This window comes from Chryseobacterium gossypii (assembly GCF_041361455.1).
Classification (GTDB): Bacteria; Bacteroidota; Bacteroidia; order Flavobacteriales; family Weeksellaceae; genus Chryseobacterium; species Chryseobacterium gossypii.
On sequence record NZ_JBGCUR010000015.1, the window covers coordinates 35,018 to 60,375 of the forward strand.

Annotated in this window: 22 protein-coding genes; 7 read left to right on the forward strand and 15 right to left on the reverse strand. The window is 38.5% G+C overall.

Features of this window, described 5'->3' with window-relative positions; genetic code table 11:
- Positions 1-10: 10 nt before the first annotated feature.
- The 5 genes from ABMQ40_RS09830 to rpiB form a co-directional block, all read right to left on the reverse strand.
- Positions 11-382 carry a YraN family protein gene (locus ABMQ40_RS09830; protein WP_370899054.1) on the reverse strand — a complete coding sequence of 124 codons (372 nt, stop codon included), beginning with the start codon at positions 380-382 and terminating at the stop codon, positions 11-13.
- Positions 383-401: 19 nt separating this feature from the next.
- Positions 402-1,343, reverse strand: coding sequence for a S66 peptidase family protein (locus ABMQ40_RS09835; protein ID WP_370899056.1), 942 nt, complete (start codon positions 1,341-1,343; stop codon positions 402-404).
- A complete protein-coding gene (locus ABMQ40_RS09840) occupies positions 1,340-2,026 on the reverse strand; it encodes a LysE family translocator (protein ID WP_370899058.1) in 687 nt (228 codons plus the stop codon). Before ABMQ40_RS09840 ends, ABMQ40_RS09835 begins: the two co-directional genes overlap by 4 nt.
- A 280-nt stretch (positions 2,027-2,306) precedes the next feature.
- Entirely contained in the window at positions 2,307-4,481 is a 2,175-nt protein-coding gene (gene rnr, locus ABMQ40_RS09845; protein ID WP_370899060.1) for a ribonuclease R, read from the reverse strand.
- A 311-nt stretch (positions 4,482-4,792) separates the two neighbouring features.
- Positions 4,793-5,227, reverse strand: a complete 435-nt coding sequence (rpiB, locus tag ABMQ40_RS09850; RefSeq protein ID WP_370899062.1) for a ribose 5-phosphate isomerase B — start codon at positions 5,225-5,227, stop codon at positions 4,793-4,795.
- A 546-nt stretch (positions 5,228-5,773) separates the two neighbouring features.
- Between rpiB and ABMQ40_RS09855 the strand changes: the two genes are divergently transcribed.
- Complete coding sequence (locus ABMQ40_RS09855; RefSeq protein ID WP_370899064.1) at positions 5,774-6,964, forward strand: phosphoglycerate kinase; 1,191 nt, start codon at positions 5,774-5,776, stop codon at positions 6,962-6,964.
- A gap of 243 nt (positions 6,965-7,207) precedes the next feature.
- Here ABMQ40_RS09855 and ABMQ40_RS09860 read toward each other — a convergent pair whose 3' ends face one another.
- From ABMQ40_RS09860 to ABMQ40_RS09885, 6 genes are all read right to left on the reverse strand, one after another.
- Complete coding sequence (locus ABMQ40_RS09860; RefSeq protein WP_370899066.1) at positions 7,208-8,029, reverse strand: class I SAM-dependent methyltransferase; 822 nt, start codon at positions 8,027-8,029, stop codon at positions 7,208-7,210.
- 105 nt (positions 8,030-8,134) lie between these two features.
- Positions 8,135-9,997 (reverse strand): tRNA uridine-5-carboxymethylaminomethyl(34) synthesis enzyme MnmG, encoded by a 1,863-nt coding sequence (mnmG, locus tag ABMQ40_RS09865; RefSeq protein WP_370899068.1) that lies wholly within the window; start codon positions 9,995-9,997, stop codon positions 8,135-8,137.
- A gap of 130 nt (positions 9,998-10,127) precedes the next feature.
- Positions 10,128-10,538, reverse strand: coding sequence for an rRNA maturation RNase YbeY (ybeY, locus tag ABMQ40_RS09870; RefSeq protein ID WP_370899070.1), 411 nt, complete (start codon positions 10,536-10,538; stop codon positions 10,128-10,130).
- A gap of 3 nt (positions 10,539-10,541) precedes the next feature.
- Positions 10,542-12,698: a patatin-like phospholipase family protein gene (locus tag ABMQ40_RS09875; RefSeq protein WP_370899072.1), complete on the reverse strand. Its 2,157-nt coding sequence runs from the start codon at positions 12,696-12,698 to the stop codon at positions 10,542-10,544.
- Between the two features lie 2 nt (positions 12,699-12,700).
- Positions 12,701-15,148 carry a bifunctional UDP-N-acetylmuramoyl-tripeptide:D-alanyl-D-alanine ligase/alanine racemase gene (locus ABMQ40_RS09880; protein WP_370899074.1) on the reverse strand — a complete coding sequence of 816 codons (2,448 nt, stop codon included), beginning with the start codon at positions 15,146-15,148 and terminating at the stop codon, positions 12,701-12,703.
- Between the two features lie 55 nt (positions 15,149-15,203).
- Positions 15,204-15,791, reverse strand: a complete 588-nt coding sequence (locus ABMQ40_RS09885) for a thymidine kinase (protein ID WP_370899076.1) — start codon at positions 15,789-15,791, stop codon at positions 15,204-15,206.
- Positions 15,792-15,849: 58 nt separating this feature from the next.
- Here ABMQ40_RS09885 and ABMQ40_RS09890 point away from each other — a divergent pair, with 58 nt between their 5' ends.
- The 3 genes from ABMQ40_RS09890 to fabG all read left to right on the forward strand — a co-directional run bounded on the left by ABMQ40_RS09890 (position 15,850) and on the right by fabG (position 19,097).
- A complete protein-coding gene (locus tag ABMQ40_RS09890) occupies positions 15,850-17,355 on the forward strand; it encodes a DUF8457 domain-containing protein (RefSeq protein WP_370899078.1) in 1,506 nt (501 codons plus the stop codon).
- Positions 17,356-17,357: 2 nt separating this feature from the next.
- Positions 17,358-18,032, forward strand: coding sequence for a 16S rRNA (cytidine(1402)-2'-O)-methyltransferase (gene rsmI, locus ABMQ40_RS09895; protein WP_370899080.1), 675 nt, complete (start codon positions 17,358-17,360; stop codon positions 18,030-18,032).
- Between the two features lie 321 nt (positions 18,033-18,353).
- The gene (gene fabG / locus ABMQ40_RS09900; protein ID WP_370899082.1) at positions 18,354-19,097 is read left to right on the forward strand and encodes a 3-oxoacyl-[acyl-carrier-protein] reductase; all 744 of its coding nucleotides are present in this window, start codon (positions 18,354-18,356) and stop codon (positions 19,095-19,097) included.
- A 29-nt stretch (positions 19,098-19,126) separates the two neighbouring features.
- On the opposite strand, the gene ABMQ40_RS09905 is transcribed toward fabG, so the two are convergent.
- On the reverse strand, positions 19,127-19,903 hold the full coding sequence (locus ABMQ40_RS09905) for a DUF1835 domain-containing protein (protein WP_370899084.1): 777 nt from the start codon (positions 19,901-19,903) through the stop codon (positions 19,127-19,129).
- Between the two features lie 3 nt (positions 19,904-19,906).
- A complete protein-coding gene (locus tag ABMQ40_RS09910) occupies positions 19,907-20,947 on the reverse strand; it encodes a GMP reductase (protein WP_370899086.1) in 1,041 nt (346 codons plus the stop codon).
- Between the two features lie 61 nt (positions 20,948-21,008).
- On the opposite strand from ABMQ40_RS09910, the gene ABMQ40_RS09915 reads away from it, so the two are divergent.
- Genes ABMQ40_RS09915 through ABMQ40_RS09925 form a run of 3 tightly spaced genes read left to right on the forward strand, consistent with a single transcriptional unit; the run spans position 21,009 to position 23,422 of the window.
- Positions 21,009-21,770 carry a prolipoprotein diacylglyceryl transferase gene (locus ABMQ40_RS09915; protein WP_370899088.1) on the forward strand — a complete coding sequence of 254 codons (762 nt, stop codon included), beginning with the start codon at positions 21,009-21,011 and terminating at the stop codon, positions 21,768-21,770.
- The gene (locus ABMQ40_RS09920) at positions 21,767-22,009 is read left to right on the forward strand and encodes a hypothetical protein (protein ID WP_370899090.1); all 243 of its coding nucleotides are present in this window, start codon (positions 21,767-21,769) and stop codon (positions 22,007-22,009) included. Before ABMQ40_RS09915 ends, ABMQ40_RS09920 begins: the two co-directional genes overlap by 4 nt.
- A 9-nt stretch (positions 22,010-22,018) precedes the next feature.
- Positions 22,019-23,422, forward strand: coding sequence for a radical SAM protein (locus ABMQ40_RS09925; RefSeq protein WP_370899092.1), 1,404 nt, complete (start codon positions 22,019-22,021; stop codon positions 23,420-23,422).
- A gap of 43 nt (positions 23,423-23,465) precedes the next feature.
- Here the strand turns inward: ABMQ40_RS09925 and ABMQ40_RS09930 are convergent, their stop codons facing one another.
- Positions 23,466-24,131, reverse strand: a complete 666-nt coding sequence (locus ABMQ40_RS09930) for a GNAT family N-acetyltransferase (RefSeq protein ID WP_370899094.1) — start codon at positions 24,129-24,131, stop codon at positions 23,466-23,468.
- Complete coding sequence (gene surE / locus ABMQ40_RS09935; RefSeq protein WP_370899096.1) at positions 24,121-24,900, reverse strand: 5'/3'-nucleotidase SurE; 780 nt, start codon at positions 24,898-24,900, stop codon at positions 24,121-24,123. Before surE ends, ABMQ40_RS09930 begins: the two co-directional genes overlap by 11 nt.
- Positions 24,901-25,358 lie beyond the last annotated feature (458 nt).

Sequence of the window (25,358 nt, forward strand, 5' to 3'; positions counted from 1 at the left end):
TATCTTTATTTCAATTGGCGTCAAATGCATCAAAAGCATTGGGAATGTGCTCGATAATCATATTTCCGTTGTCGCCGGGAAGCACTGATATGATATCGAATCTTATTTCATCATTCCTGTTAAATTCTTCGAGATAATGGTTGGCCGCAGAAACAATCAATTTTATCTTATTTTTTGTCACCGCTTCCTGCGGCAGCATGAAAACATCCGTTGAACGTGCTTTCACTTCCACGGCAATAATCGAATTATCTTTTTCGGCCAGAATATCAATTTCTGCTTTCTGAAAACGGAAATTCCTGATAAGGATTTTATAGCCGTTGTTCAGCAGATATTCCGCTGCGAGATCTTCCGCTTTTTTACCGAACTCATTATGAGAAGCCATCTTTTTATATTTTCAGAAGTCAGACCCTTAAATCTTCAAAACGGACTTCAACTTTATTCCCTGTCGTCATTTTAATATTTCCGCCAATGATCAAAGGTCTGTTGTCTTTTATATGCCCGTTAGGAAAACCAAAGATTACAGGAAATTCATATTTTGAGATCCTTTCTGATATCAGTTGGCAGGCCATATCGTCAAAGCTTTCTTCATAATTTTTATTTTCTTTTTCATCTCCCATATTAGTCATTCCTCCAACAATAAGCCCCTTGATCTTATTGAAGACCCCCGCAAGCTCAAGACTCATGATCATTCTGTCCAGGGCATAAAAGTTTTCACCGATATCCTCGATAAATAATATTCTATCTTTGAATTCAAAAGAGTATCTGGTTCCCAGTAAGGCATAGATGAGAGCTAAATTACCTCCTACAAGTTCCCCATCCGCATTACCTTTTTTATTGAGCTGATGCGCTTTCAGAATATATTCTGGGGCTTTCCCTGACAGAATATCAAAAATAAGTTCATAACTCTCATCTGTAACCCCGAAACCGGAGGTTTTAATGGTCTGCCCATGAATGGATGCAAAGCCTTTTTTTAATAAGTAACTTTGGATGACCGTGTTGTCTGAATACCCGATATACCATTTCGGATTTTCCTTAAAATTTTTCAGTTTCAAATGTTGTATCAGATGCTGACATCCGTATCCTCCTCTGGAAGCCCATATTGCGGAGATTTCGTTATCATTTAAAGCCCAGTTGATATCCTGCAGCCTTTCTTTTTCTGTCCCTGCATAGGAGTACCCGTTTGAAAATCTGGCGTAAAGATGTCTGCCTAAAACAGGTTCGTAGCCTTTGGCCCTGATCATCTCAATTCCTTTCTCCAGTTGGGAGGTTTCCACGGCTCCCGCAGGGGATATGACAGCAATTTTATCACCCTTTTTCAGGGGTTTTGGGATACTTTTTCTCATTTGTCTTTTTGATATTTTATTTCTGTTTTTTCCGCTTCTTCTAATTTTTTATCAAATTGATTGAATTTTTTAAAGCTTTGTAAAAAGATAAAGAAACTGAACAGGATAAGGATTCCACCAACAATTCTTCTGATTTTATTAGCCAGTTTCTGAGTCAGTTTATCATGGAACTGTTTTGCCAGAAATATTTTAGCGAGATCGATACACAGGTAGGTAGCGATCACAATTCCGATATAAAGGATAAAGTTGCCGGTGTCAGGATACTGGTTTCTCACGGAAATCACGGTTACCAGCCAGAAAAGAATAACCCCTACATTCAAAAGATTGAAGAAAAACCCGTTAAAGAACGTTTTAATATAGTTTTGATTAATGAACCTTTCTTCACCGGGTATATGCATTTTTGTTTTGGTAACCATCATGACGATTCCGTAAACAAAAATAAGTATGGAGGTAATCCTGTAAAAGCCTGGATGCTTATCTATCAGCGTTACAATGTCTGCACTTGCATAATAGGCTGCCATAATACACAGCAGATCTGCTGAAATCACTCCCAAATCCAATGCCAGGGCATGGCGCGGGCCGCGGGAAAAGCTGGTTTCAATTAACAGGAAAAAAATAGGTCCTATAAAAACCAGGCTTAACATGAACCCTAATATAATGGCAGAAAGTATAAGTTCAAACATTATTTGTCTATACAATTATCATTAGTAACAAATTTATGATCTTTTCGGATTTTTAACCCAAAAATTCCTTTTTTAAAGTACGGGTAACTTCATTGCCGTAAATTCTGACATGCATAATCAGAAAATCACAGAATGAAAGATATTATGTCTGCTCTCAGATCCTGATAACTTTTACCCATAACTTGTTAACAGCAGTGCAAAATACGATATTAATAACCAGAAACCAATAAGATTAATCCTGTATTAAGTATCCTGATCACAATACTGTTAAAAACATATTTTATTGGTCCTGTCTGTCAGCAGGATTAACAATCTTAAAGTCCAGCTGTTTCTGGATCAAATTGGCTTTCACTACTTCAATCCGTACCTCATCTCCCAGCTGATACTTTTTGCCGGTCCTTATCCCGTAGACTGCATGATGTTTTGGCTCATACACATAGGAATCATCTACCAAATCTCTTAATTTTATTAATCCTTCCGCGCCGTTTTCCGGAATCTCTACCCAGAAGCCAAATTCCGCTACTCCGGAGATCACGCCGGTAAAGGTTTCCCCCACATGCTTTTCCATGAATTTCACCTGCATGAATTTGATGGAATCTCTTTCAGCATCCGCGGCCAGTCTTTCCATGGCGCTGCAATGTTTAGCTTTTTCTTCCAGTTCATTTTTATTCGGTGACTTTCCGCCATCAAGATAATGCTGAAGCAAACGATGGGCGATCAGATCGGGATAACGGCGGATAGGGGAGGTGAAATGCGTATAATATTCAAAACCAAGACCATAATGCCCGATAGGTTCTGTAGAATAAATTGCTTTACTCATACTCCTCATGGCCAGGGTTTCTATCATATTTTCTTCTCCCTTGCCTTTTACATCATGAAGCAATTTATTCAGGGATTCGGCAACTTTTTTGGTATTAGCCAGATTCATTTTATATCCGAAGGTTGAGACAAAATCTCTCAAAGCTTCCAGTTTGGCAGGATCCGGATCATCATGAACCCTGTAGATGAAGGTATTGTTGGTGATCTCTCCTTTCCTTGTCAATGAAACAAATTCGGAAACCTTTTTATTGGCTAAAAGCATAAATTCTTCGATCAGGTGGTTAGAATCTTTGCTGATCTTAAAATAAACGCCTATCGGCTCATTATTTTCATCAAGATTGAATCTTACCTCACTTCTGTCAAATGTAATTGCTCCTTTACGGATACGTTGTTCACGCATGATTTTAGCTAGCCTGTCCAATGTCAGGATCTCTTCTGCGAGGTCTCCCTGTCCTGTTTCAATACGTTCCTGGGCTTCTTCATAAGTAAATCTTCTGTCGGAATGGATCACTGTTCTTCCGAACCATTGTTTTTGTATCTCGGCATTATCATTCATCTCAAAAACCGCTGAGAAGGTGTATTTGTCTTCATGGGGCCTGAGTGAACAGACATCATTACTTAAAACCTCAGGCAGCATGGGAACCACACGGTCTACCAGGTAGACAGAGGTTGCCCTTTGATAGGCTTCGTCGTCCAAAATAGTTCCGGGAACCACATAATGGGACACGTCAGCAATGTGAACCCCGATCTCCCAGTTACCGTTTTCCAGCTTTCTGATGGAAAGAGCATCATCGAAGTCTTTGGCATCTTTAGGATCTATTGTAAAGGTACATACATCACGCATATCCCATCTTTTGGCAACTTCTTCAGGAGTGATCCTGCGGTCGATTTTATCAGCATCTCTTTCCACTTCTTCAGGAAATTCATAAGGCAGGCCATATTCTGCAAGAATAGAGTGTATCTCGGTTTCATGCTCTCCCGGAGCTCCCAGAACCTGTATGATCTCACCTTCAGGATTCTTGTCTCCCGGTTTCCATTCCGTCATTTTTACAACGACCTTATCGCCGTTCTGTGCACCATTGAATTTCGTTTTCGGGATGAATATGTCTGTGTTTATCGTTTTTTTGTCGCAGACTACAAATCCGAAATCTTTATGGTTGATAACCTGAAATGTTCCTACAAATTCAGTTCTGGCCCTTTCCAGGACTTCCAGAACCGAGCCTTCCAGTTTTTTACCTTTGTAATGGTAGGTTACAATCAAAACTTTATCACCCTGCAGCGCATCTTTCACATTTCGGGAGTGGATGAAGATATCATCTTCAAGACCTTCCACACTTACATAGGCATTCCCGGTTTGATTAAAATCAATAACGCCCGTCAACGTCCCCGTAATCTGAAGATTCACAATATATTTTCCTTTTTCAACTTCTTTTATTTTTTCAGAAGCCAATAGTTTGTGCAATGCCTGTATGACAAGCTCTCTCTGTCTGGGATTTTTATAATCTATCCCGTCCGCGATTTGTTTATAATTATAGATCTTAGATGAGTTTCCATTCATGAAACGCATGATGATCCTTCCAATCTCCATGAGTTTCAGATCATTTTTATGACTTATATATTTTCTTTTTTTTGGCATATTTATTTATTCATTTGTTTTTCAGGTTATTAAACCCGTTATAATATCTTTTTTTGACAATTTCATTATTATTCATTTAACTTATTCAGCCGCGTAAATTTTCTTCCCGGCTTCTGACTGTGGGAATTTAGTTTTGTATAAATTTAATACAAATATGGTGAAGAGGGAGAAAAACCTTCTATAAAATTCTTTTATCTATTTATAAAGGCTTAATGGGAATTACAGAATGCTGTTATTTCTATTCAGCAATGCAAAGATACGGTTTTTAAAATAAATAAGGCCTGCAATTTGATTTACAGGCCTTTATATTATTAGCAGATCGCGATTTTATCAACTCTGTTCTGATGTCTTCCACCTTCGAAATGGGTAGAAAGAAATTTATCTACAATTTCAACTGCCAGTTCTTTGGCAATGAATCTTGCAGGAAGTGAGATCATATTGGCATTGTTATGTTGTCTGGCCAATGCGGCAAGCTCAGGCATCCAGCAAAGGGCACAACGGATTTTCTGGTGCTTGTTCGCTGTAATCTGTACACCATTCCCGCTTCCACAAATCAAAATTCCTAATTCATTCTCTCCGTTTTCCACAGATGTTGCTGCGGGGTGCACAAAATCAGGATAATCTACGCTGTCTGTGGTGAAAGTTCCGAAATCCTGTACCTCAAAATTTTCTTCAAGGTGTTTTTTAATAAATTCCTTATACTCGAAACCGGCATGGTCAGCGGCAATAGCTATTTTCCTTTTCATAATTTATATACTTTATCAGATTTATTTCCTGCAAAGTTAAGTATTAAAATAAGAATTGTTAGTTTATCACCAGTTAATTGTGAAAAGTAATGTGAATAACTGTGGAAAACTTTCGTGAACTAAATAATTTTCGGATTGAAATATTTAGTAATGAAAAAACGCATCAAAAATTTTTAGAAGAATTTTTAAATTTTTTTTTCCGGTTTTATTTATTTTTTCCATAAACCGGATATTAATATTTGAATATATTCATAAGTTATCCATATCTGTTAGTAAATAATAAAATAATCAGATTGACAGCATTTTATAATGTGAATTAAATATGAATTGAATTGAAATTCCATGTTATAAAGTTTTCTGTGAAAAGTTATCCCCGAAATTCACAATACTTAACAACAGAAGTCATATATTTTTTTAAGAAAAGAAAAATTGTTGGTTAATAACTGTTGGGTCTGTGGGAATTTTTTCTCAAAACTTTTGTCCGAATCGATCTTCTCAAAAATTTTAAAATGTTACATTTGTGAAAAGAAAAATTCTAGGGTATTTATGAAAACAATCAATGATTTCAATTTTAAAGATAAGAAGGCTCTGGTAAGAGTAGATTTCAATGTTCCGCAGGATGATCAGCTTAAAGTTACTGATAATACGAGAATTGTTGCGGTAAAGCCTACTGTTGACAAGATTCTTAAGGATGGAGGCTCAGTGATTTTAATGACACATCTTGGGAGGCCAAAAGGTGAAGTGAAAGATGAGTTTTCTCTTAAACATATTGTAGATGATGTTGCTGAAGCTTTAGGTCATGAGGTAAAGTTTGTGGAAGAATCGGTAGGAGAGAAGGCGGAACAGGCAGCTGGTGAACTTAGGCCCGGGCAGATCTTATTATTGGAAAATTTACGTTTTCATAGTGAGGAGGAAAAAGGTGATGAAACATTTGCAGAGAAGCTTGCCCAATTGGGAGATGCTTATGTAAATGATGCTTTCGGTACTGCTCACAGAGCGCATGCTTCTACCGCAGTTATTGCTAAATATTTCCCTTCAACTAAATATTTCGGTTTATTAATGGCTAAGGAATTACAAGCTATTGATAAGGTTTTGAGAAATGGGGAAAAGCCTGTAACAGCTATACTCGGAGGATCAAAGGTTTCAACTAAAATTACCATTATAGAGAATATTCTGCCTGCTGTTGATAATCTTATCATTGGAGGTGGAATGGCATTCACGTTTATCAAAGCTCTTGGTGGTAAGATTGGTAATTCCTTGGTGGAAGAGGATAAGCTATCCCTGGCTTTGGAAATTCTTGAAAAGTCTAAACAGCATAATGTAAAAGTATACCTTCCTTCCGATGCTATTATCGCTGAAGGTTTTAACAATGATGCCGAAAGAAAGGAGGCAGATATTTATTCTATTCCTGAGGGGTGGATGGGATTGGATGCCGGACAGAAATCAAGGGATCAGTTCAATGATGTGATCCTTAATTCTAGGACAATCTTATGGAATGGTCCTATAGGGGTTTTTGAAATGTCTAATTTTGCTGCCGGAACTATAGCCCTGGGAGACAGTATTGCTGAAGCAACAAGGCAAGGAGCCTTTTCATTAGTTGGGGGAGGAGACAGTGTTGCCTTTGTTAAGCAATTTGGCTATGGGGATAAGGTAAGCTATGTATCCACGGGCGGAGGAGCCATGCTGGAGAGTCTGGAGGGTCTGGAGCTTCCCGGAGTTGCCGCTATTAATAATTAAGTTCAGATTTATTTACATACCTTGGTCTGTTGCGAATATCAACAGACTTTTTTTTTGAGTTGTTTTAAGCAAAAGCTTAACTTCAACTTAAAAAGTATCAGATTAAAATAAAAGTAATTTTTAGTTAGCTCAACATTTCCTTAGTCATGTTCAAAATAAAACCGGTAATTTTTACCGGGTTTTTAAATTTTAAGAAAAAATTGACAAAAATTGACCTCCAGAAATGGGTCAAAAATCGATTTTCTATTTTTTTTCGATTATATAGATCAAACTTGAAAATTCTGAGGAAAAAAGTGCTTTTACGTTAGAAATCGTTCCCTGAACCATTGCTTTAAGCCAGAAAAGTGATGATTTTTTATATTTTTCGCTGAGCATAGAGATATAATAAGAGTCCAAGATCAATGGCTTGATCTTTCGCATTTTCCAGCCTGCTTTTTTTGAGATTAAATTTTCCATTCCTTTTTTTGAAAAATGATAGATGTGTCGTGGCACATCATAGGCTGCCCAATATTCTTTATAATATCTGGCATCGTAAGAGGTGGGGTTAGGAACAGCAATGATCAATAATCCTTTTTCTTTCAATTTACGATGGAACAGATTAAGTATCTCATCCTGGTTTTCAATATGCTCGAACACATGCCATAAGGTAATGGCGTCCAAGCTTCCATCTTCTATACTGTTGAGGTCATTGATAATCCGGGCTTTTGAGATTTTATTCTGAGCTGCTGTTCTGGCATCTGCATCGGGCTCAAATCCAAAAGTTTCAAAATCATTTTCTATATATTTTACAAACTCACCTGCCCCGCATCCGTAATCAAGGACCCTGGCTCCCTTTTTTATCCTGTCTATAAGTATTGTTTTCTTATACCTGAGATTAAAGGATTGTAAGAATTTATAAATTTTTTCCTTTACACTTCCTGAATCCTGGTGGTGAGAAATATATTCTTCACTTTCATAATATTTTGAAATATGTTCAGGAACAGGAGAGGTTTTATAAACTCCTTTGGTTTCCGTTTCTTTTATTTCAAATATTTCCTGGCTAAGAAAATGATCTTTTACTTTCATTTTAAACTATCATATTAAAAAATTAAAATATTCAGAAACGTAATGTTCATAAATACCTTAATCTTTACTTTATTTTTTTAATGTTTCACGTGAAACATTTTTTAGCTAACGTCCTAAATAAACCAGTAAAACATTAATATCTGCCGGGGAAACGCCACTTATTCTTCCTGCCTGAGCTATTGTTTTCGGGCGGATATTTGACATTTTTTGTTTGGCTTCCGCAGAAAGACTTGAAAGTTTAAGATAGTCGAAGTCTTCCGGAATTTTAATGTTTTCCAATCTGTTCAGTTTAGCTACATTTTCTTTTTCCTTCTCTATATACCCTTTATACTTGATATTGATTTCTGCCTGCTCTTTTATCTCTTCATCATATTGTGAAGCCCTTTCTTTTATAGCTTCAATAGATTCGAGCTTTTCGAGTGTGATATTGGGCCTTGTAAGGATCTGAGAAGCCCTGTACGCCTGATCAACAGGATTACTTTCTACACTTTCAAGTATAGGATTGATAATAGCAGGTTTTAAAGAAGTTTCTCGAAGAAAGCTTTCAAGTTCCTCACTTTTAGCTATTTTTTCTTCAACCCTTCTTAATCTTTCTTCTTTGGCAAGCCCCAGATTATAGGCTTTCTCTGTAAGCCTGATGTCTGCGTTATCTTGTCTCAGAAGCAATCTGTATTCAGCACGGGAAGTAAACATTCTATAGGGTTCTTCTGTTCCTTTTGTGATCAGATCGTCTATTAAAACGCCTATATAAGCCTCATCCCTGTTAAGGATAAATTCATCCTTTTCATGTACTTTATTGTGCGCATTGATACCTGCAATAAGTCCTTGTCCTGCGGCTTCTTCGTATCCGGTGGTACCATTGATCTGTCCTGCAAAATACAGGTTGTCAATAAGCTTTGTCTCTAAGGTATGCTTTAGCTGGGTAGGAGGGAAGTAGTCATACTCAATAGCATAGCCCGGACGGAATACCTTTACATTCTCAAATCCTGGAATTTGCTTCATTGCTTTAATCTGAACATCTTCAGGTAGTGATGAGCTAAAGCCGTTTACATATATTTCGATGGTTTTCCAGCCTTCAGGTTCCACAAACAGCTGATGTCTGGTTCTCTCTGCGAAACGGTTGATCTTATCTTCAATACTTGGACAGTATCTTGGGCCTAAGCTTTGGATAGTACCGTTGAACATAGGACTTCTGTCAAATCCTGAACGTAGGATTTCATGTACGGTTTCGTTGGTGTAGGTGATAAAACAGCTTCTTTGTTTGGTTAGTTTTGGAGTGTCCAGATAGCTGAACTTTTGAGGGTTTTCATCCCCTTTTTGCTCTTCCATCCTGGTATAATCCAGGCTTCTTCCATCTACTCTCGGAGGAGTACCTGTTTTCATTCTCCCTGCCTGAAAACCGAGAGAAACAAGTTGTTCTGTAATACCAAATGCTCTGGGTTCTCCCATTCTTCCGCCGCCTAATTGCTTATCTCCTACATGGATCAAACCGTTAAGAAAAGTACCGTTGGTAAGAACCACAGATCTTCCTCTTACCTCGATCCCTAATGAGGTAACTACACCTACCGCTTTGTTATTTTCTACAATAAGCTGTTTCACCATATCCTGGAAAAAGTCAAGATTGGGTGTGTTTTCCAATGCCAGACGCCATTCTTCTGCAAAAAGCATTCTGTCATTCTGTGTTCTGGGAGACCACATGGCGGGGCCTTTGGAAAGGTTTAGCATTTTAAACTGGATAGCTGATTTGTCAGCTACTATTCCCGAATAGCCTCCCATTGCATCAATCTCCCTTACGATCTGTCCTTTTGCAATACCACCCATGGCCGGATTACAGCTCATCTGTCCGATGGTCTGCATATTCATAGTAATCAGCAATGTTTTAGAACCCAGGTTGGCGGCCGCTGCTGCTGCTTCACATCCTGCATGTCCTGCACCCACTACAATTACATCATATACCTCTAATATCATTTTATATTGCTTGTTTTAAGCCTTAAATTTTTATTTTTTTTATTAATGTTTCACGTGAAACATTTCCTTAATTATGCTTTAAAAAGGCCATTATTACGGGCTAAGTTGAAATATTAAGTCTGGTGGATTATTAATATTTACATCTGGCCAGATAAAAATCTTCCTTTCTTCGCATTTCCTTTTCTTCTTCCTCTGTTTTATCTTTATATCCGCAGAGGTGAAGGATGCCGTGAGCCAATACTCTTTTCAATTCTTCTTCATAATTTTTTGATAGAGTAGAGGCGTTATCAGAAATGCGCTGCAAAGATACGAAAATCTCTCCGCTTATTGTCTTTCCTTTGACATAGTCGAAGGTAATGATGTCCGTATAATAATCATGCTGCAAATAATCCTGGTTTATCTTCAGCAGATATTCATCATCACAGAATATGTAATTGATATCACCAAGCTTCTTGTTTTCTGAAAGAATAATTTCTTCCAGCCATTTTTTGTAGTCTGTACTTACAGATTCGGGTAAATTTTCGTAAAAAAACTGTATCATTGTTTAAAACCAGTGCCCTAATATCACACTGAATATACCTTTTTGATTATTTTTAAGTGAATGACTGAAATTGATCTTTATCTGCCCGAAAGGAGATCTGTATCCGGCAGTAATCCCCAATGAACTATAATTGAGTTTAGCAGTTTCCTCGAAAGTAATATCATCGGAAAGATTGGCAAAAGTAAAATTGCCGCTCAGAAAATAATTTTTATTGAATTTAAACTGAAGATCATTTGAAATCAATACTATATTATTGGTATTAAGCTGGGAGAAATAAAACCCCGGAAAACTTTTAAAATTGACGATATTCTGCTCAAATATTCCTCCGAGTCTGTACTGATAAAGCTTAGGAAGATTATCACCAATGGTGATTCCACCATAAAGGTTGAGACGATAAGTAAGATGTCTGATGACAGGGATATTGATCCTGATATCTGCCTTTACCTGTACCAGTCTTTTTTCTACCTCGGATTTTAATAAATCTATTACTTTTCCTTCGGCTGAAATATAAATTCCTCTTGTAGAAAAATCCTTGTCATTCTGGGTATCGCTTTTCAAAAAAAGGTAAGGGTTTAAAAAGCGGCTATAAGTTTTATCCGTATTCCCCGCCCCCGTTACAAAATAATCATGACTTATTCCTGCTCCTACGGCAAATTTATCTTTCCAAATGGATTGTATATAGGCTTCATTTCTGAACCATTGCCAATTATCAACCGTATTATTATTGATATCTTTTAAATCAAAGCTCATTCCTGAGGAATAAATACCAAAGCCGGGAATATATCCATTATCAACAAAGTAATTTAAATAATATCTGGCCTTATCACCCACTACCACATCCAGGGAAAGATTGCTGTTTTTGAACAGAAGTCGTTTTGCAGAATAATTCAGTAATAATCCGGTTTTAAAAACTTCATCATAATGTAAGCCGAATTTCAGAAAATGTCTTGCGTCATCTTCCGTTACATATAGTTTCAGATAAGTGGCATTATTTTCCTGGACAATATCATAATTGATAAACCTGTAATTATTGGTAGCAATAAGCTTATCTATCTTTTTATTGATACTGCCATAGGTTTGCAGTGAAGGAAGACGGAGCCCCATTTTCCCTAGAACATAATTTTTACCGTATATTTTTCCTCCGGTGAGGGATATGCTGTCTATTTTATAAACATTGGAATAAATAGGGTTTATTTGCTGCCTGAGGCGGTCGAACGGGCGTTTTGGCAATTGATCTAATATGCCTACATATTTCAGGCCTTCCGCATAGCCGCTATCCAGAATCTTTTTCTTTTCATCATAGCTGGTGGCGGTCATGCCTTTTAAGTTGGGTTTGATGTTGATGTCAGTGTATCTGTACTGGCGTCTGGTGTCTTTTTTTATTCCAAAATCAATGATCTGGTTGAGGATGGAAATAATATTGTTTAAATCCTCTCTTTTTGATAAGTCCTGGTTCAGGTCTACACCAATAACGATATCGATCCCTTTATCCTTTAATGGCTTTGAGGGGTAGTTTACCGTCATGGCTCCGTCAATATAAATGCTGTCTCCGATTTTTACAGGATCCATCAGGGACGGAAAGGCAGAGCTTGCCATAATGGACTGTACGAGATCTCCTTTTTCAAAGATTTTCATACTTCCACTTTCGAGATTGGTGGCTACACACATAAAAGGAATGGGAAGCTTTGAAAAATCGTTTATATTAGAGACATTTTTGAATAATTCCTTCAGCAGGTAAACATTCTTTTGGCCTGTACTGATGGAGGAGGGGAGGGTGATCTTCCCATTTTTCAAAGGAATAGAGAGCAGGTATTTATCAACTGTTTTATTGTAAAAGGTGGCTTCCTGTCTGGATTTCGGATCCATTATTAAAGAATAGAAGTCCGTATCCATTACTATTTTTTCTATCTCTTTTCCGGAGTAGCCCGATGCATACATGCCTCCTACAATGGCCCCCATGCTGGTCCCGGCGATATAATCTACTTTGACTCCTAAAGAATCCAATATCTTGAGCACTCCCACATGGGCGAAGCCCTTTGCGCCGCCACCGGCCAGTGAAAGTCCGATTTTAGGATTTTCAGGGATTACCAGATCTTTTTTTACCTGACTATACATCAAAAGAAACTGGAATATGAATAAAAGGATCAGAGGCTTTCTCATAGCTAATCTTTTATATAGATCCGTTTCACCCGGGGTGAAATAGAGGTTAATATCTCATATGTAATAGTTTGGCAGTAGCCAGCAAACTCCTTTAAAGTAGGCCTTGCATTGAACACCGTTACAATATCCCCTTCCTTTACATTAGGAACATCATCCACATTGATCATCATCATATCCATACAGATGTTTCCTACGATAGGAGCCAGGGTTTTATTTATCCCCACATTTCCTACCTGGTTTCCTATTGATCTTGGGATACCGTCTGCATAGCCTACGGGTATGGTTGCAATTTTGGTAGGATGGCTTGTTTTATATTTTCTGCTGTATCCTACCGATTCTCCTTCATTTACGGATGAGATCTGTGAAATAACCGTCTTGAAGCTTACCACAGACTGCAGTTGTCTTTGTATTTCATTTTTTGGTGATTCTCCCAGCATGCCTATCCCTATTCTCACCATATCATATTGATGATCAGTGTAATTGGTTATACCTGAAGAGTTCAGTATATGCCTTAGCGGGCGATATCCCAATCCCCGGATCAGTAATTCTGAATTCTTTTCAAAAGTGTCCAGCTGATGGAGCGTAAAATCTTTTTCTTCCGGTATATCTGAAGATGATAAATGGCTGAAGATACTTTGTACTTTTAAATTTTTGCCGCTTAGAATTTTGCTTAACTGATCTAATTCATTTTCCTTGAAACCAAGGCGATGCATTCCGGTCTCCAATTTGATATGGATTGGAAATTTCTTGTCGTATCCCGATTTAAGGACAGTCTGGTAGAATAATTCCAGAACCCTGAAACTATAGATTTCAGGTTCCAGATCATATTCAATGATAGCTTCATAGCTGTGCTGCTCAGGATTCATTACTACAATGGGCGTAGTGATGCCTTTTTTACGTAATTCCACTCCTTCATCTGCGAAGGCCACACCCAGGTAATCAATATGATGGTGCTGTAAAAATTCTGAGATTTCATAGCTGCCCAACCCGTAGGCATTGGCTTTTACCATAGCCATCATTTTTGTGCCGGGCCTGAGCAGGGATTTATGATAGTTGATATTGTGAAGAATTGCGTTCAGGTTGATCTCCAGCACTGTGTCGTGCTTTCTGAGCTCAAGAATATCTTTAAGCTTTTCAATTTCAAATTTTCTTGCGCCTTTCAGAAGAATGATCTGATTTTCTATTTCAGTAAGGTGCTTACTTTCAATAAGCTCTCTGGTATTAATGAAAGTAAATATTCTGGCATCGAAGAGATGGCTGAACCGGCTGATCTCATCCCCGACCAGGAATACAGAATCAAATCCCTGTTCATTGACCAGCTCCGAAACCTCTTCATACAGCTCCTGGGAATTGGAGTTTACCCCCAGAATATCTGTTAAAACAAGAGATTTTTTAGGTTTATTGTATTCTTTTAAAGCCTGAAACGCAGATTTCAGTGAATCCAGGTCCAGATTAAAGGAATCATTGATGATGATATTGCCTTTAACTCCCTCAATAGCTTCAAGCCGCATTTCCACGGCTTTTAGCATGTTGATTTTTTCCACTATTTTTTGGGAATCGATATGTAATTCCTTCAGCACGGTAATGAGTGCCAGAGCGTTTGTTAAAGTGGCTTCATCCCTCTGATGCACAGGAAAGCTAATCTCCTCATCGAAATACTGCACTACAATATCCTGGTCTTTGGAGATATTGCTTTTTATAAAAACATGGTTTTCTTTTTTGAAGCCGTATGAAATTAATCTTTTACCTGAATACAGTTCCTTTATTTTCCGGTTAACCAATGTATTATCACCATTGTAAATGATGACTTCTGAGTGTTGGAAAAGCTTTATTTTTTCATCAATCAGCTCTTCCTCAGATCTGAAATTGGCCAGGTGGGCGGTCCCGATATGCGTAAGCAGGCCTATTTGCGGATGAAAAATATTTTCCAGTTTCTGCATCTCGCCCGGTTTTGAAATTCCAACCTCGAAGATCCCCAGCTCATGGAATGTACTGATCTGCAGCAGGGAAAGCGGAAGCCCAAGCTGTGAGTTGAAGCTTTTCGGGCTTTTTACAGTTGAAAACTCATTCCAAAGACATTGGTAAAGCCACTCCTTCAGGATGGTTTTACCATTGCTTCCTGTAATCCCTATGGATTTTAAACGGGAATGACCGAAATGATATCCGGCCAGTGCCTGAAGAAATTCCACAGAGTTTTTTACTATGATCCACGTTATATTTTCAAATTGTGGATAATGATGTTCTGAAATGATTATGGTAATTCCTCTGTCAACTGCAGATTCGATAAATTTTTCACCGGAATTTTTTTTGGTATTGATTGCAATAAATGCGGTATTCTTAGTGGAATAAATGATTCTGCTGTCAAAAGCGATATTTCTGACAACTAAATTTTCATCACCAATAACCGTTGTATTGGTGATTTCTGCAATTTCTTTTACTGTATAGTTCATTGGTGCTTCTTTGTCGGGGTTAAACTCAGTTTAGCCCCGATATGCTGTCTTTATTTTATTTCTTCTTTGAAAGTACTTCATCTATAAAAACACGACGGCTTACCGCTTCGTAGCTTTCCGTTTCACCCAATTCCACCAGATTATTACCCGAAGATATTCTCATGGAATAATTGGCAAGATTTCCTGTTCTTTTGCAAATGGCATGTACTTTTGTAACATATTCTGCCGTAGCCATCAGATTAGGCATCGGGCCGAATGGGCGCCCCAGGAAATCCATATCCAGGCCTGCAATGACCACTCTTATCCCGCTGTTTGCAAGCTGGTTGGAAACATCTACAATGCTTTCATCGAAAAACTGTGCCTCATCAATCCCTACAACATCACAATTGGAAGCCAACAGGAGAATTTCGTTGGGATTTTCTACTGATGTACTGCGTATTTTATTCTGATTATGGGAAACCACATCTTCTTCAGAATATCTGGTATCCAGTTTCGGTTTAAAAATTTCCACATTCTGCCCTGCCATTTCCGCTCTCCGTAATCTCCGTATCAATTCCTCTGTCTTTCCCGAAAACATAGAGCCACAAATAACTTCCATCCAACCGCTTTGTTTGGAATGATTAATTGTATTTTCTAAAAACATTTGTTAAATTAGCCGTAATATTTTAATCAAAAGTAAGCAATTTTAACAAGAATCTTATATGCAGAACATCCAAGATTTAAAGGAAAAGATTTTTTTTGAATCCAAGAATATCATTGGTATTCTGGACAAAATAAATAATGTGGACGAATTACTTTCCAAGCAAGATCTTGTGGATGAGCTTGCTAATAGGATTTCGTTCCTTAGACTGCTGGAAAAAAATATTGAATATTTTGGAAGAGAGAATTTTTCGCAGGCTTCGGAGTACCGGCAGGATTTTTCCTCTGCGAACCCGGAAAAGGAAGCTCAGGAACCGGACAATGAAGTAACGGAAGAAGAAGCGATTTTCAATAATGAACTGAATGAGATAGACGAAAGTAAATCTTATACTCATACAAGTGGAGTTATTGAGGAAGAGGCTATTTTCAATAACCAGCTGAATGAAATTGTTGAAAACGAACTTCATGAAACTCTTGTGAATTTTGTGGAGGAAAATACAAAAGAGAAGACTGCTGAAAATCCGGAAGAAAAAAAATACGGTAATATTACAGAAGAAGAAGCCGTTTTTAAGAATCAACTGAGTGAGATAGATGAAAATGATCTTTCCGACTACCCTGAAAGCATGCTTAGTTTTGTAGATGAGGAAAGGATTTTAGAAAATTCCGAGCCGGAGAATGATGATGATCTTCATGAAGGCATGTTCAACAATGACATTACGGAAGAAGAGGCTATTTTTAATAATCAGCTCAACGAAATTGATGAATTTGAAAATGAAATTTCTGATACCGGAAATGTTGCCAATGGCTTTGATGAAGAAGAAAAGATCAGTGAAAGCTTTGAGAATCCTTCGGACATGACGGAAACCATACCGAGTATTTTTGATGCCGAACCTCTTGAAGAAGAGCTCTTTGTAGAAGAGTATGAAAAACAATACACAGGCTCCGCGATTATAGAACAGGGAGAAATGATTACGGAAACCTCTAACGTTGAGCATGTTTTAAACGAAATAAAGAATGATCCTCCGCAAGAGGAAAAAGAAAGCATACTGGCAGAAATAAGCGATAGAAGGAAAATCGTTGAAATTGACAAGCCTCAGACCGAAACGGAGAAAGAAGCACATCCTTCTGATGAAAGCTTTGAAAATTTAGAAGCATACCATCAGGAAAAAAAGATAAGACTGGCCAATATCAAAGGGCTGAAAACAGTGCAGAGCCTTTTTGATGATGATCCTCTGGAAAGGGAAGTCGCACAAGAAAAACAGCCCGATCCTGCAGTCCGGGAAGACACGGGAAGTATCCTGAAAACCAATATTCCTACAGACTACATGGAAGCAGAAAAACCTAAGCCTGCATTTAAGCTGGATTTAAATGACAGGATCGCCTTTTCAAAAACTTTATTCGGGGGAAGCCAGTCTGAGCTGAATGAAGTGGTTGCAGATCTTAACAGTTTTAAAACGTTAGAGGAAGCTAAAGAATATCTGAGCGACCTTTATTATGAGAAAAAATGGAATAAGGTGGATGAGTATGCCCAAAGGCTGTGGATATTGGTTGAAAATAAATTCTTATAGTTTTGAGCGGAACCCTTTATTTTGTGCCTACCCCCATCGGGAACCTGGAAGATATGACCTTCAGAGCGGTAAATGTATTGAAAGAAGTGGATTATATCCTTTGTGAAGATACCAGGACATCCGGAATACTTTTAAAGCATTTTGAGATTTCTAAACCGCTGAAATCCTATCATTTGCATAATGAGCATCAGGCAACGGAGAAAGTGATCACGGACCTCAGAAACGGACAGAATATCGCTATTATCACAGATGCCGGAACTCCCGGAATTTCAGATCCGGGATATTTGCTTGCCAAAGCCGGTGCCGATCATGATATTGAAATGATATGCCTGCCGGGTCCTACAGCTTTCGTTCCTGCCCTGGTAGTTTCCGGGCTTCCGAACCATGAATTTTTATTTGCCGGATTCCTTCCGCAGAAAAAAGGCCGGCAAACCAGGCTTAAACAACTTGCAGAAGAAAAGAAAACGGTTGTTTTATACGAAAGTCCGCACAAGATCAATACTACCTTAGAACAAATCCGGGAATTTTTCGGGGAAAATACAAAAGTAAGCCTCAGCCGGGAAATCTCTAAAAAATTTGAAGAAACCCAACGAGGGACCATCAGTGAACTGATCGAATTTTCCAAAAGTAAGACATTAAAGGGGGAGATTGTTCTGATCGTAAACAACTCCGTTTAATGGTTAAACTTGCTTCATGCTTCTCATCAGCGCTCCTAAAGCAGGACAAATGGAGGTATTACAGCTATTTTACCGGAAAATAGATTAGCATGAACAAAAAAGCCGTATTTCATTCAATTGAAAGCCATAATCGATCTTTTGAAAAAAATATCCGGAGGATTGTCCGAAACGGAGAAAAAAAGTCACTAATGTTGAGATTTAAATATTATTGAATAACAAATTATAATATCTTTGCGGATTGCTTATTTTCACTAATATTAAAAATATTAAATTAGCCATCACTAATAAGCTAGCGATTAAAAGAAAATAATTGTCATAAATATGAAACTATTAGAAGGAAAAGTAGCGCTAATTACGGGAGCTACAAGAGGAATCGGAAGGGGAATTGCTGAAATTTTTGCTCAGCAGGGAGCTAAGGTGGCATTCACTTATGCCGGTTCTGTAGACAAAGCGAAAGAATTAGAAGCGGCTTTAAGTTCTGTAACTCAAATTAAAGGTTACCAATCTGATGCATCGGATTATGATGCTGCTCAAAAATTAGTTGATGAAGTAATGACGGAATTTGGTCAGATTGATATTCTGATCAATAATGCGGGAATCACCCGAGATAACTTACTATTGAGGATGTCTAAGGAAGATTGGGACACAATTATTAAAGTAAACCTGGATTCCGTATTCAATCTTACCAAAGCGGTGATCAAGCCGATGATGAAGGCAAGATACGGATCCATTATCAATATGACCTCTGTAGTAGGGATAAGCGGAAATGCCGGGCAGGCCAATTATGCAGCTTCTAAGGCAGGGGTGATCGGATTCACGAAATCTGTTGCTCTGGAGCTGGGGTCCAGAAACATCCGTTGCAATGCCATTGCTCCGGGATTTATTGAAACTGAAATGACTGCTGTTCTGGATGAAAAGACAGTTCAAGGGTGGAGGGAAGGAATACCGTTAAAAAGAGGCGGGAAGCCGGAAGATATTGCCAACGCCTGTGTTTTCCTGGCAAGCGATATGTCTTCCTATATTACAGGCCAGACCTTGAATGTTGATGGAGGTATGCTAACTTAATCAGTAATTGATTTGAAAATATAAATCCGTCATTGCGACGGATTTTTTTGTTCGCTTATAGCCTTTTCATACAGCTTTTTCACCTGTAAATCACCGTAACCGTATATCCCGAGTTCTTTCTGGAATCTTTCAAAAATGACATTAAAATCTTTTATCCCGTTCTTTGTTAAATTTTTCACGTAGATTTCCGGATTTGTCATACCATCGTTTTCGGGCATGGTATTGAGATAAGCGTCAATAACTTCCCTTAAATGCCTGAAAACATGGGTTTTATATTGGGATAGCCGATCTAATGCCTTTTGGTCATTATTTTTATAGGCATTCCAAAGATCATTGGCCAGGCGAATGTCTTTTTCATCCAGTTCCAGTCTTGCTTCAAACAGCCTTTTCAGTCCGCTGATGTCCGCCAGGGAGAATCCTTTCCAGTGATCTTCATTTCCCCGTTCCGGAGGAAATACTCTGTAAATCTTAAGATTTTGCTTCTTGGGCAAAAGAAAAATACAGAACCACATATTAGTCTGGCAAAACAGGTCGTCCTCAAACCAAAGGTTTATTTCAGAATTTTCCGGGATATTAATGATCTTTTCAAATTCCGGGACTGTTTTTCTGTAATAGATTTTTTCATCTGCCTGGTAATCTTCCGAAACAAACCGGGATCTTATTTCCCAGAAACTTTCCAGGGAACCGGATTGCAGAGGCCCGGAAATTAATGCTTCCCTGCATACAATAACCTCACCGCCTATAGATACTTTCCTTAAATCTGTGGCAAGATGATCCCCGTTGGCTATGTGAAATATTTGCTTCAATGGCTAATCTTTAAATACCTGATTTTCCTGTTCCTGTACTCTGATGAAAGTGGTTCTTTTTGATAATTCCTTCAGTCTGGATGCCCCTACATAGGTGCAGGTAGAGCGTACTCCTCCTAAAATGTCCTTCACAGTCTCTGATACCGGGCCTTTATAAGCTACCTTTACCGTTTTGCCTTCGGAAGCCCTGTATTCGGCCACTCCTCCCGAATGCTTCTCCATTGCTGTTTTTGAGCTCATTCCATAGAATAACCGGAATTTTTTACCATTTTCTTCTACAATCTCACCTCCGCTTTCGTCATGGCCGGCAAACATTCCGCCAAGCATCACGAAATCTGCACCGCCACCAAAAGCTTTGGCAACGTCTCCCGGAACCTTGCATCCCCCGTCCGCAATAATATGGCCTCCCAGACCATGCGCCGCATCGGAACATTCAATGATTGCCGATAGCTGCGGATAGCCCACACCGGTTTTTACCCGGGTCGTACACACTGAGCCGGGCCCGATCCCTACTTTTATGATATCTGCACCTACCAGTAGAAGTTCTTCCACCATTTCGCCTGTAACAACATTTCCGGCCATGATGACTTTATCCGGAAAATTAGCTCTTGTTTTCTTCACAAAATCCACGAAATGCTCAGAATACCCATTGGCAACATCTATACAAAGAAATTCAATTTTCGGGTGCTTTCTGAGGATCTGTTTTATCTTTTCCTCGTCAGAAAGGCCTGTCCCGGTGCTCAATGCAATATATTGGTGAATGCTCTCAGGCTGATTTTGTAAAAACTCATCCCATTCCTCAACGGAATAATGCTTGTGGATAGCAGTGATAATTTTATCTTTGGCCAGCTCTACAGCCATTTCAAATGTTCCCACAGTATCCATGTTGGCAGCAATAATAGGAATGCCTTTCCATTTTTTTCCGGTATGTCTGAAGGTAAATTCCCTTTCAAGGTCAACTTCCGAGCGGGACTTTAATGTAGAGCGTTTGGGACGGAACATTACATCCTTAAATCCCAGTTTTATATCATATTCTATACGCATTTTGTAATTATTTTGAATAATAAAGGTAACAAATAATATTAAATGCAGTATTTTTGAGGAGATGGATTTTCCTGTTACATTTCATATTTTCGGCAGAACATTTCTTGCGCATCCTTTGTTTGAAGCCTTGGGAATGTTTATAGGAATGCGCTATTATTTTTATCTGAAAGGAAAATCAGATCAAAAGCTGTCGTTCAACACATCAGCAGCGGTTATCATCGGAGCTACCGCAGGAGCTTTGGTAGGATCCAAGCTAATCGGAAATCTGGAGAATCCCCATACTTTATTTGAGAATCTGAGTTTACAGAAGATCTGGTCTAATAATACAATAGTTGGCGGGCTTGCATTTGGGCTGATAGGAGTGGAGACGGCTAAAAAGATCGTCGGTCATAAGGCAAGCACAGGAGATTTGATGGTTTTTCCTTTAATTTTGGCTATGATTATAGGGCGGGTCGGATGCTTTCTCACAGGAATTTACGAAGAAACATACGGGCTTCCTACGGGCTCTGTTTTCGGCATGCATCTTGGCGACCCCTATCTGAGACATCCTGTTGCCCTATATGAGATTGTATTTTTGGTAATACTCTGGATAGGCCTCAAAGGTGTGCTAAGAAAGAAAAAATATCCTTCTGGCTTTATTTTTCAGTTATTTATGCTGAGCTATTTCATGTTCAGGTTTTTCCTGGATTTCATAAAGCCGAAAGTGGAAATTGCCGGCAGTCTGGGAACCATACAGATTGTGTGTGCGGGTGTGATTATTTATTATATTTTTAAAATTAAAAAAACGAAAGCCGTAAATTCACTTAAAATATCCGGAGTATGAAACAGCCTTTAACGTTTTTGGAGATTGGAGGAGATTTTGTAGGGATCTTCGTATTGATTTTTCTGGTAATAGCTTTTATCGCATTAGCTGTTTCTTTTGTGGTAACCCTTATCATCAAGGTGATTTACGAATCCGGGGATAACCGGAAGTTTTCCAGAAAGCAGTTTATACAGACCATGATTATTTCCCTTTTAATTTTTGGGTTGATCAGTGGATATATTTGTGGAGGAGGAATTTAAAATTGAATTATGCCTGTAAGAAATTATACTTATTACGACTATACCATCAGCCTTTGTCCTGAATGCCTGAAAAGAGTAGGTGCTAAAATCATTATAGAAAACGGATCGGTTTTCATGACAAAAAGATGTCCTGATCATGGTTTTTTTAAAACAAAAATAGCATCGGATGTCCCTTATTACAAGAACATCAGAAATTATAATAAGGCCTCAGAAATGCCTCTTCACTTCGGAACCGGTGTAGAGTACGGCTGCCCTTACGATTGTGGTCTATGTGTGGATCATGAGCAACATAGCTGTCTTTCGATAGTTGAAGTTACGGATCGATGTAATTTGACATGTCCGACGTGTTATGCGATGTCTTCGCCTCATTACGGAAGCCATAGGAGCCTCGAGGAAATTGAAGCCATGTTTGATGTGATTGTAAAAAATGAGGGTGAACCTGATGTGGTTCAGATCAGCGGCGGAGAACCTACGATCCATCCTGAATTCTTTAAAATCCTGGATATTGCAAAATCAAAACCGATAAAGCACCTGATGCTTAATACCAATGGAATAAGAATTGCCAATGACCCGGGTTTTGCAGAAAAATTAGCTACCTATGCTCCGGAGTTTGAGATCTATCTGCAGTTCGATTCCTTTGAGCCTGAAGTTTTACGGGACTTCCGGGGAAAAGACCTTACCGACGTCCGAATGAGGGCACTGGAAAAGCTGAATGCACTCAATCTTTCAACCACCCTTGTAATTGTATTGCAGAAAGATAAAAATATCGATGAAATAGGGAAGATTATTGAATTTGCCTTAAAGCAAAAGTGTGTGCGAGGAGTCACTTTTCAGCCTGTAGAGATTGCCGGAAGAAGCCGGGAAGATTCTGCCGGTGAGAAAATCACTTTAACGGAGGTAAGGGAAGAGATCTTAAAGCAGTTTCCTCTTCTGAGTCCGGACGATATCATTCCTGTGCCCTGTAATCCTGATGCCCTGGCCATGGGCTATATCCTAAAGCTTCAGGGTGAAACAATACCTTTGACGAGGTACATCAGTCCTGCTGATTTACTGAACAATGAATCCAGGAATACCATTGTTTATGAACAGGATAAAGGCCTGCACATGCAGCTCTTGGACATTTTCAGCACCGGGATTTCCGTAGATAAGGTAAAACCTAAGGTAAATCAGCTATTATGTTGTTTGCCTGACGTTTGTGCTCCGGATCTTGATTATGATAATCTGTTCAGGATCATTATCATGAATTTTATGGATGCCCATGATTTTGATGTGAGAGCGGTAAAAAAATCCTGTGTTCATATTGTAAATAAAGATTTAAAGCTCATTCCCTTTGAAACGATGAATCTTTTCTACAGGGACGATAAAAGCAGATACCTGGAAAAGCTCAGGAAGGAAGATAAAGTGCTGTTTTAGAGCAAGGTAAGTTGCAGGTCTGGTGGTATAAAAAGGGTGTAAGTTATTGTTTCACACCCCATAAGCTGATCTTTCCTCTGTGCCCGAACCCCAGTTTTTCATAGAGCCTTTTTGCGCCTGTATTGTTTTCTGCAACATGCAGGAATGGTGTTTTCCCCGTTTCAAAGATTTTCCCGGAAACAAAAGCTACCAGCTGTTTTGCGTAACCTTTTCCGAGATGATCAGTATCCGTGATCACGGCGCTTACCTCAGTCATATCATTCATCTGCATTCTTTCGCCTGTTACTGCAACCAGTTTATTATCCTTGAAAATGCCAAAATAACGGCCCAATTCAGGAGTCCTGGCTTTGAAATAATGAGGATAGAATTTCTTAACAAAAGCCAGCAATTCTTCATGATGGTTTTCTCCAAGGGGTATGATCTCTTCCGTGATGTCAACTTCAGGACTATTTTCAAGAACGTATTGGTCACAAACAAGCTTTGATAATTCTACGGTTAAATTCCCAAGATCAGGTCTTGCCCCGAAGATCAGAAAGTCATGACAGATATGCAGATAACCTTCAAGATCTTTTTCCGCTGAGATAGTCTCAGCTCCGCCAAAGGTGGCTACTTCGGGATTATAGAACTTGGTGGAGCCTATATTTAAGCAAAACTTTTCATGGTATTCATTAAGTGAATGGTATACAGGATTGTCCAGTTTATGATACATTGTTGAAATTCATTACCTCTTCCAGAGTTTTCATATATTCATAAGCAGTAAGGTCAAACTTTACCGGGACGATTGAGATATATCCGTTGGCCAGGGCGGTCTCATCGGCATCTTCAGAATCATCCATGTTATTAAAGTAGCCCGTAAGCCAGTAATATTTTTTCCCGTGCGGGTTCACTCTTTCATCAAAGCTTTCTTCCCATTTGGCATGAGCCTGCTTGCATACTTTTACGCCTTTTATCTCCTCTTTTTTCAGTTTGGGGATATTCACATTCAGAACAATCCCTTTTGGCATTGGGTTTTCCAGCGTTCTTTTAACGATATTCTGAATATGCTCCTTTGCCTGGGTAAAGTCAGCCTCCCAACTGAAATCAAGCAGGGAGAATCCGATGGCCGGAATTCCTTCCACCCCCGCTTCCACAGCTGCAGACATTGTTCCGGAGTAGATCACGTTAATGGAAGAATTAGCTCCATGATTGATCCCGGATACCACAATATCTGGCCTTCTTTTCAGAATTTTATCAAGAGCCATTTTTACACAATCAACGGGGGTGCCGCTGCAGGAGAAATCTCTCTGGGGTCCCTCAAGGTGTACTTCCTCAAAGCTTAAAGTAGAATTAATAGTGATAGCATGACCTTTTCCACTTTGGGGAGAATTAGGAGCCACTACAACAACTTCTCCTATTTCGTTCATAAAACTTACAAGATTTCGGACACCTGGTGCCGTAATTCCATCATCATTAGTAACCAGAATAAGTGGTTTTTCCATAAAAAATTAGTTTTGACAAATATACAATGTAATTTGCTCATTATTAAAATTACATTTATTAAATAGCGTGAACGAATTTAGATAAACTGTATAATGAATAAACCTTTGCCCTTTAAGTCATCTGTTTAATGACAATTCAAATCTAAAGAAAATAACTTGTATAAAAATGTTTTTTGTCAAATAACGTTGTTTGCAAACTGTTTTTAAATATTCCTGTCAGACAAAAAAACTGTCTTAAGCATTAACAGTCGCAACTGGCGACGTGATGCATAAGTTATTTACAATTCTACTGTAAGCTTATAATTATTTTTGTTTATTTGATCTGGATTTTAATATTAATTTATTTTTTATTTAATTATTTTGAAAATATGGCGCGGATTTCTTAAAAAATGATCCCCTGTAATATTGACTTAATATTTTTAGTTGTTAAATGAGAAATAATTAATTGCATTTCATCA

Excerpts from the sequence above, each read along its gene's own strand:
- ABMQ40_RS09885 (WP_370899076.1), bottom strand. The coding sequence starts at position 15,791 with ATGTTTTTAGAAAATACAATTAATCATTCCAAACAAAGCGGTTGGATG.
- ABMQ40_RS09920 (WP_370899090.1), top strand. The coding sequence starts at position 21,767 with ATGAAACAGCCTTTAACGTTTTTGGAGATTGGAGGAGATTTTGTAGGG.
- fabG (WP_370899082.1), top strand. The coding sequence starts at position 18,354 with ATGAAACTATTAGAAGGAAAAGTAGCGCTAATTACGGGAGCTACAAGA.
- ABMQ40_RS09860 (WP_370899066.1), bottom strand. The coding sequence starts at position 8,029 with ATGAAAGTAAAAGATCATTTTCTTAGCCAGGAAATATTTGAAATAAAA.
- surE (WP_370899096.1), bottom strand. The coding sequence starts at position 24,900 with ATGGAAAAACCACTTATTCTGGTTACTAATGATGATGGAATTACGGCA.
- ABMQ40_RS09930 (WP_370899094.1), bottom strand. The coding sequence starts at position 24,131 with ATGTATCATAAACTGGACAATCCTGTATACCATTCACTTAATGAATAC.
- ABMQ40_RS09925 (WP_370899092.1), top strand. The coding sequence starts at position 22,019 with ATGCCTGTAAGAAATTATACTTATTACGACTATACCATCAGCCTTTGT.
- ybeY (WP_370899070.1), bottom strand. The coding sequence starts at position 10,538 with ATGATACAGTTTTTTTACGAAAATTTACCCGAATCTGTAAGTACAGAC.
- rnr (WP_370899060.1), bottom strand. The coding sequence starts at position 4,481 with ATGCCAAAAAAAAGAAAATATATAAGTCATAAAAATGATCTGAAACTC.
- ABMQ40_RS09835 (WP_370899056.1), bottom strand. The coding sequence starts at position 1,343 with ATGAGAAAAAGTATCCCAAAACCCCTGAAAAAGGGTGATAAAATTGCT.
- ABMQ40_RS09890 (WP_370899078.1), top strand. The coding sequence starts at position 15,850 with ATGCAGAACATCCAAGATTTAAAGGAAAAGATTTTTTTTGAATCCAAG.
- ABMQ40_RS09830 (WP_370899054.1), bottom strand. The coding sequence starts at position 382 with ATGGCTTCTCATAATGAGTTCGGTAAAAAAGCGGAAGATCTCGCAGCG.
- ABMQ40_RS09910 (WP_370899086.1), bottom strand. The coding sequence starts at position 20,947 with ATGCGTATAGAATATGATATAAAACTGGGATTTAAGGATGTAATGTTC.
- ABMQ40_RS09915 (WP_370899088.1), top strand. The coding sequence starts at position 21,009 with ATGGATTTTCCTGTTACATTTCATATTTTCGGCAGAACATTTCTTGCG.
- mnmG (WP_370899068.1), bottom strand. The coding sequence starts at position 9,997 with ATGATATTAGAGGTATATGATGTAATTGTAGTGGGTGCAGGACATGCA.
- ABMQ40_RS09880 (WP_370899074.1), bottom strand. The coding sequence starts at position 15,148 with ATGAACTATACAGTAAAAGAAATTGCAGAAATCACCAATACAACGGTT.
- ABMQ40_RS09875 (WP_370899072.1), bottom strand. The coding sequence starts at position 12,698 with ATGAGAAAGCCTCTGATCCTTTTATTCATATTCCAGTTTCTTTTGATG.
- rpiB (WP_370899062.1), bottom strand. The coding sequence starts at position 5,227 with ATGAAAAGGAAAATAGCTATTGCCGCTGACCATGCCGGTTTCGAGTAT.
- ABMQ40_RS09855 (WP_370899064.1), top strand. The coding sequence starts at position 5,774 with ATGAAAACAATCAATGATTTCAATTTTAAAGATAAGAAGGCTCTGGTA.
- ABMQ40_RS09840 (WP_370899058.1), bottom strand. The coding sequence starts at position 2,026 with ATGTTTGAACTTATACTTTCTGCCATTATATTAGGGTTCATGTTAAGC.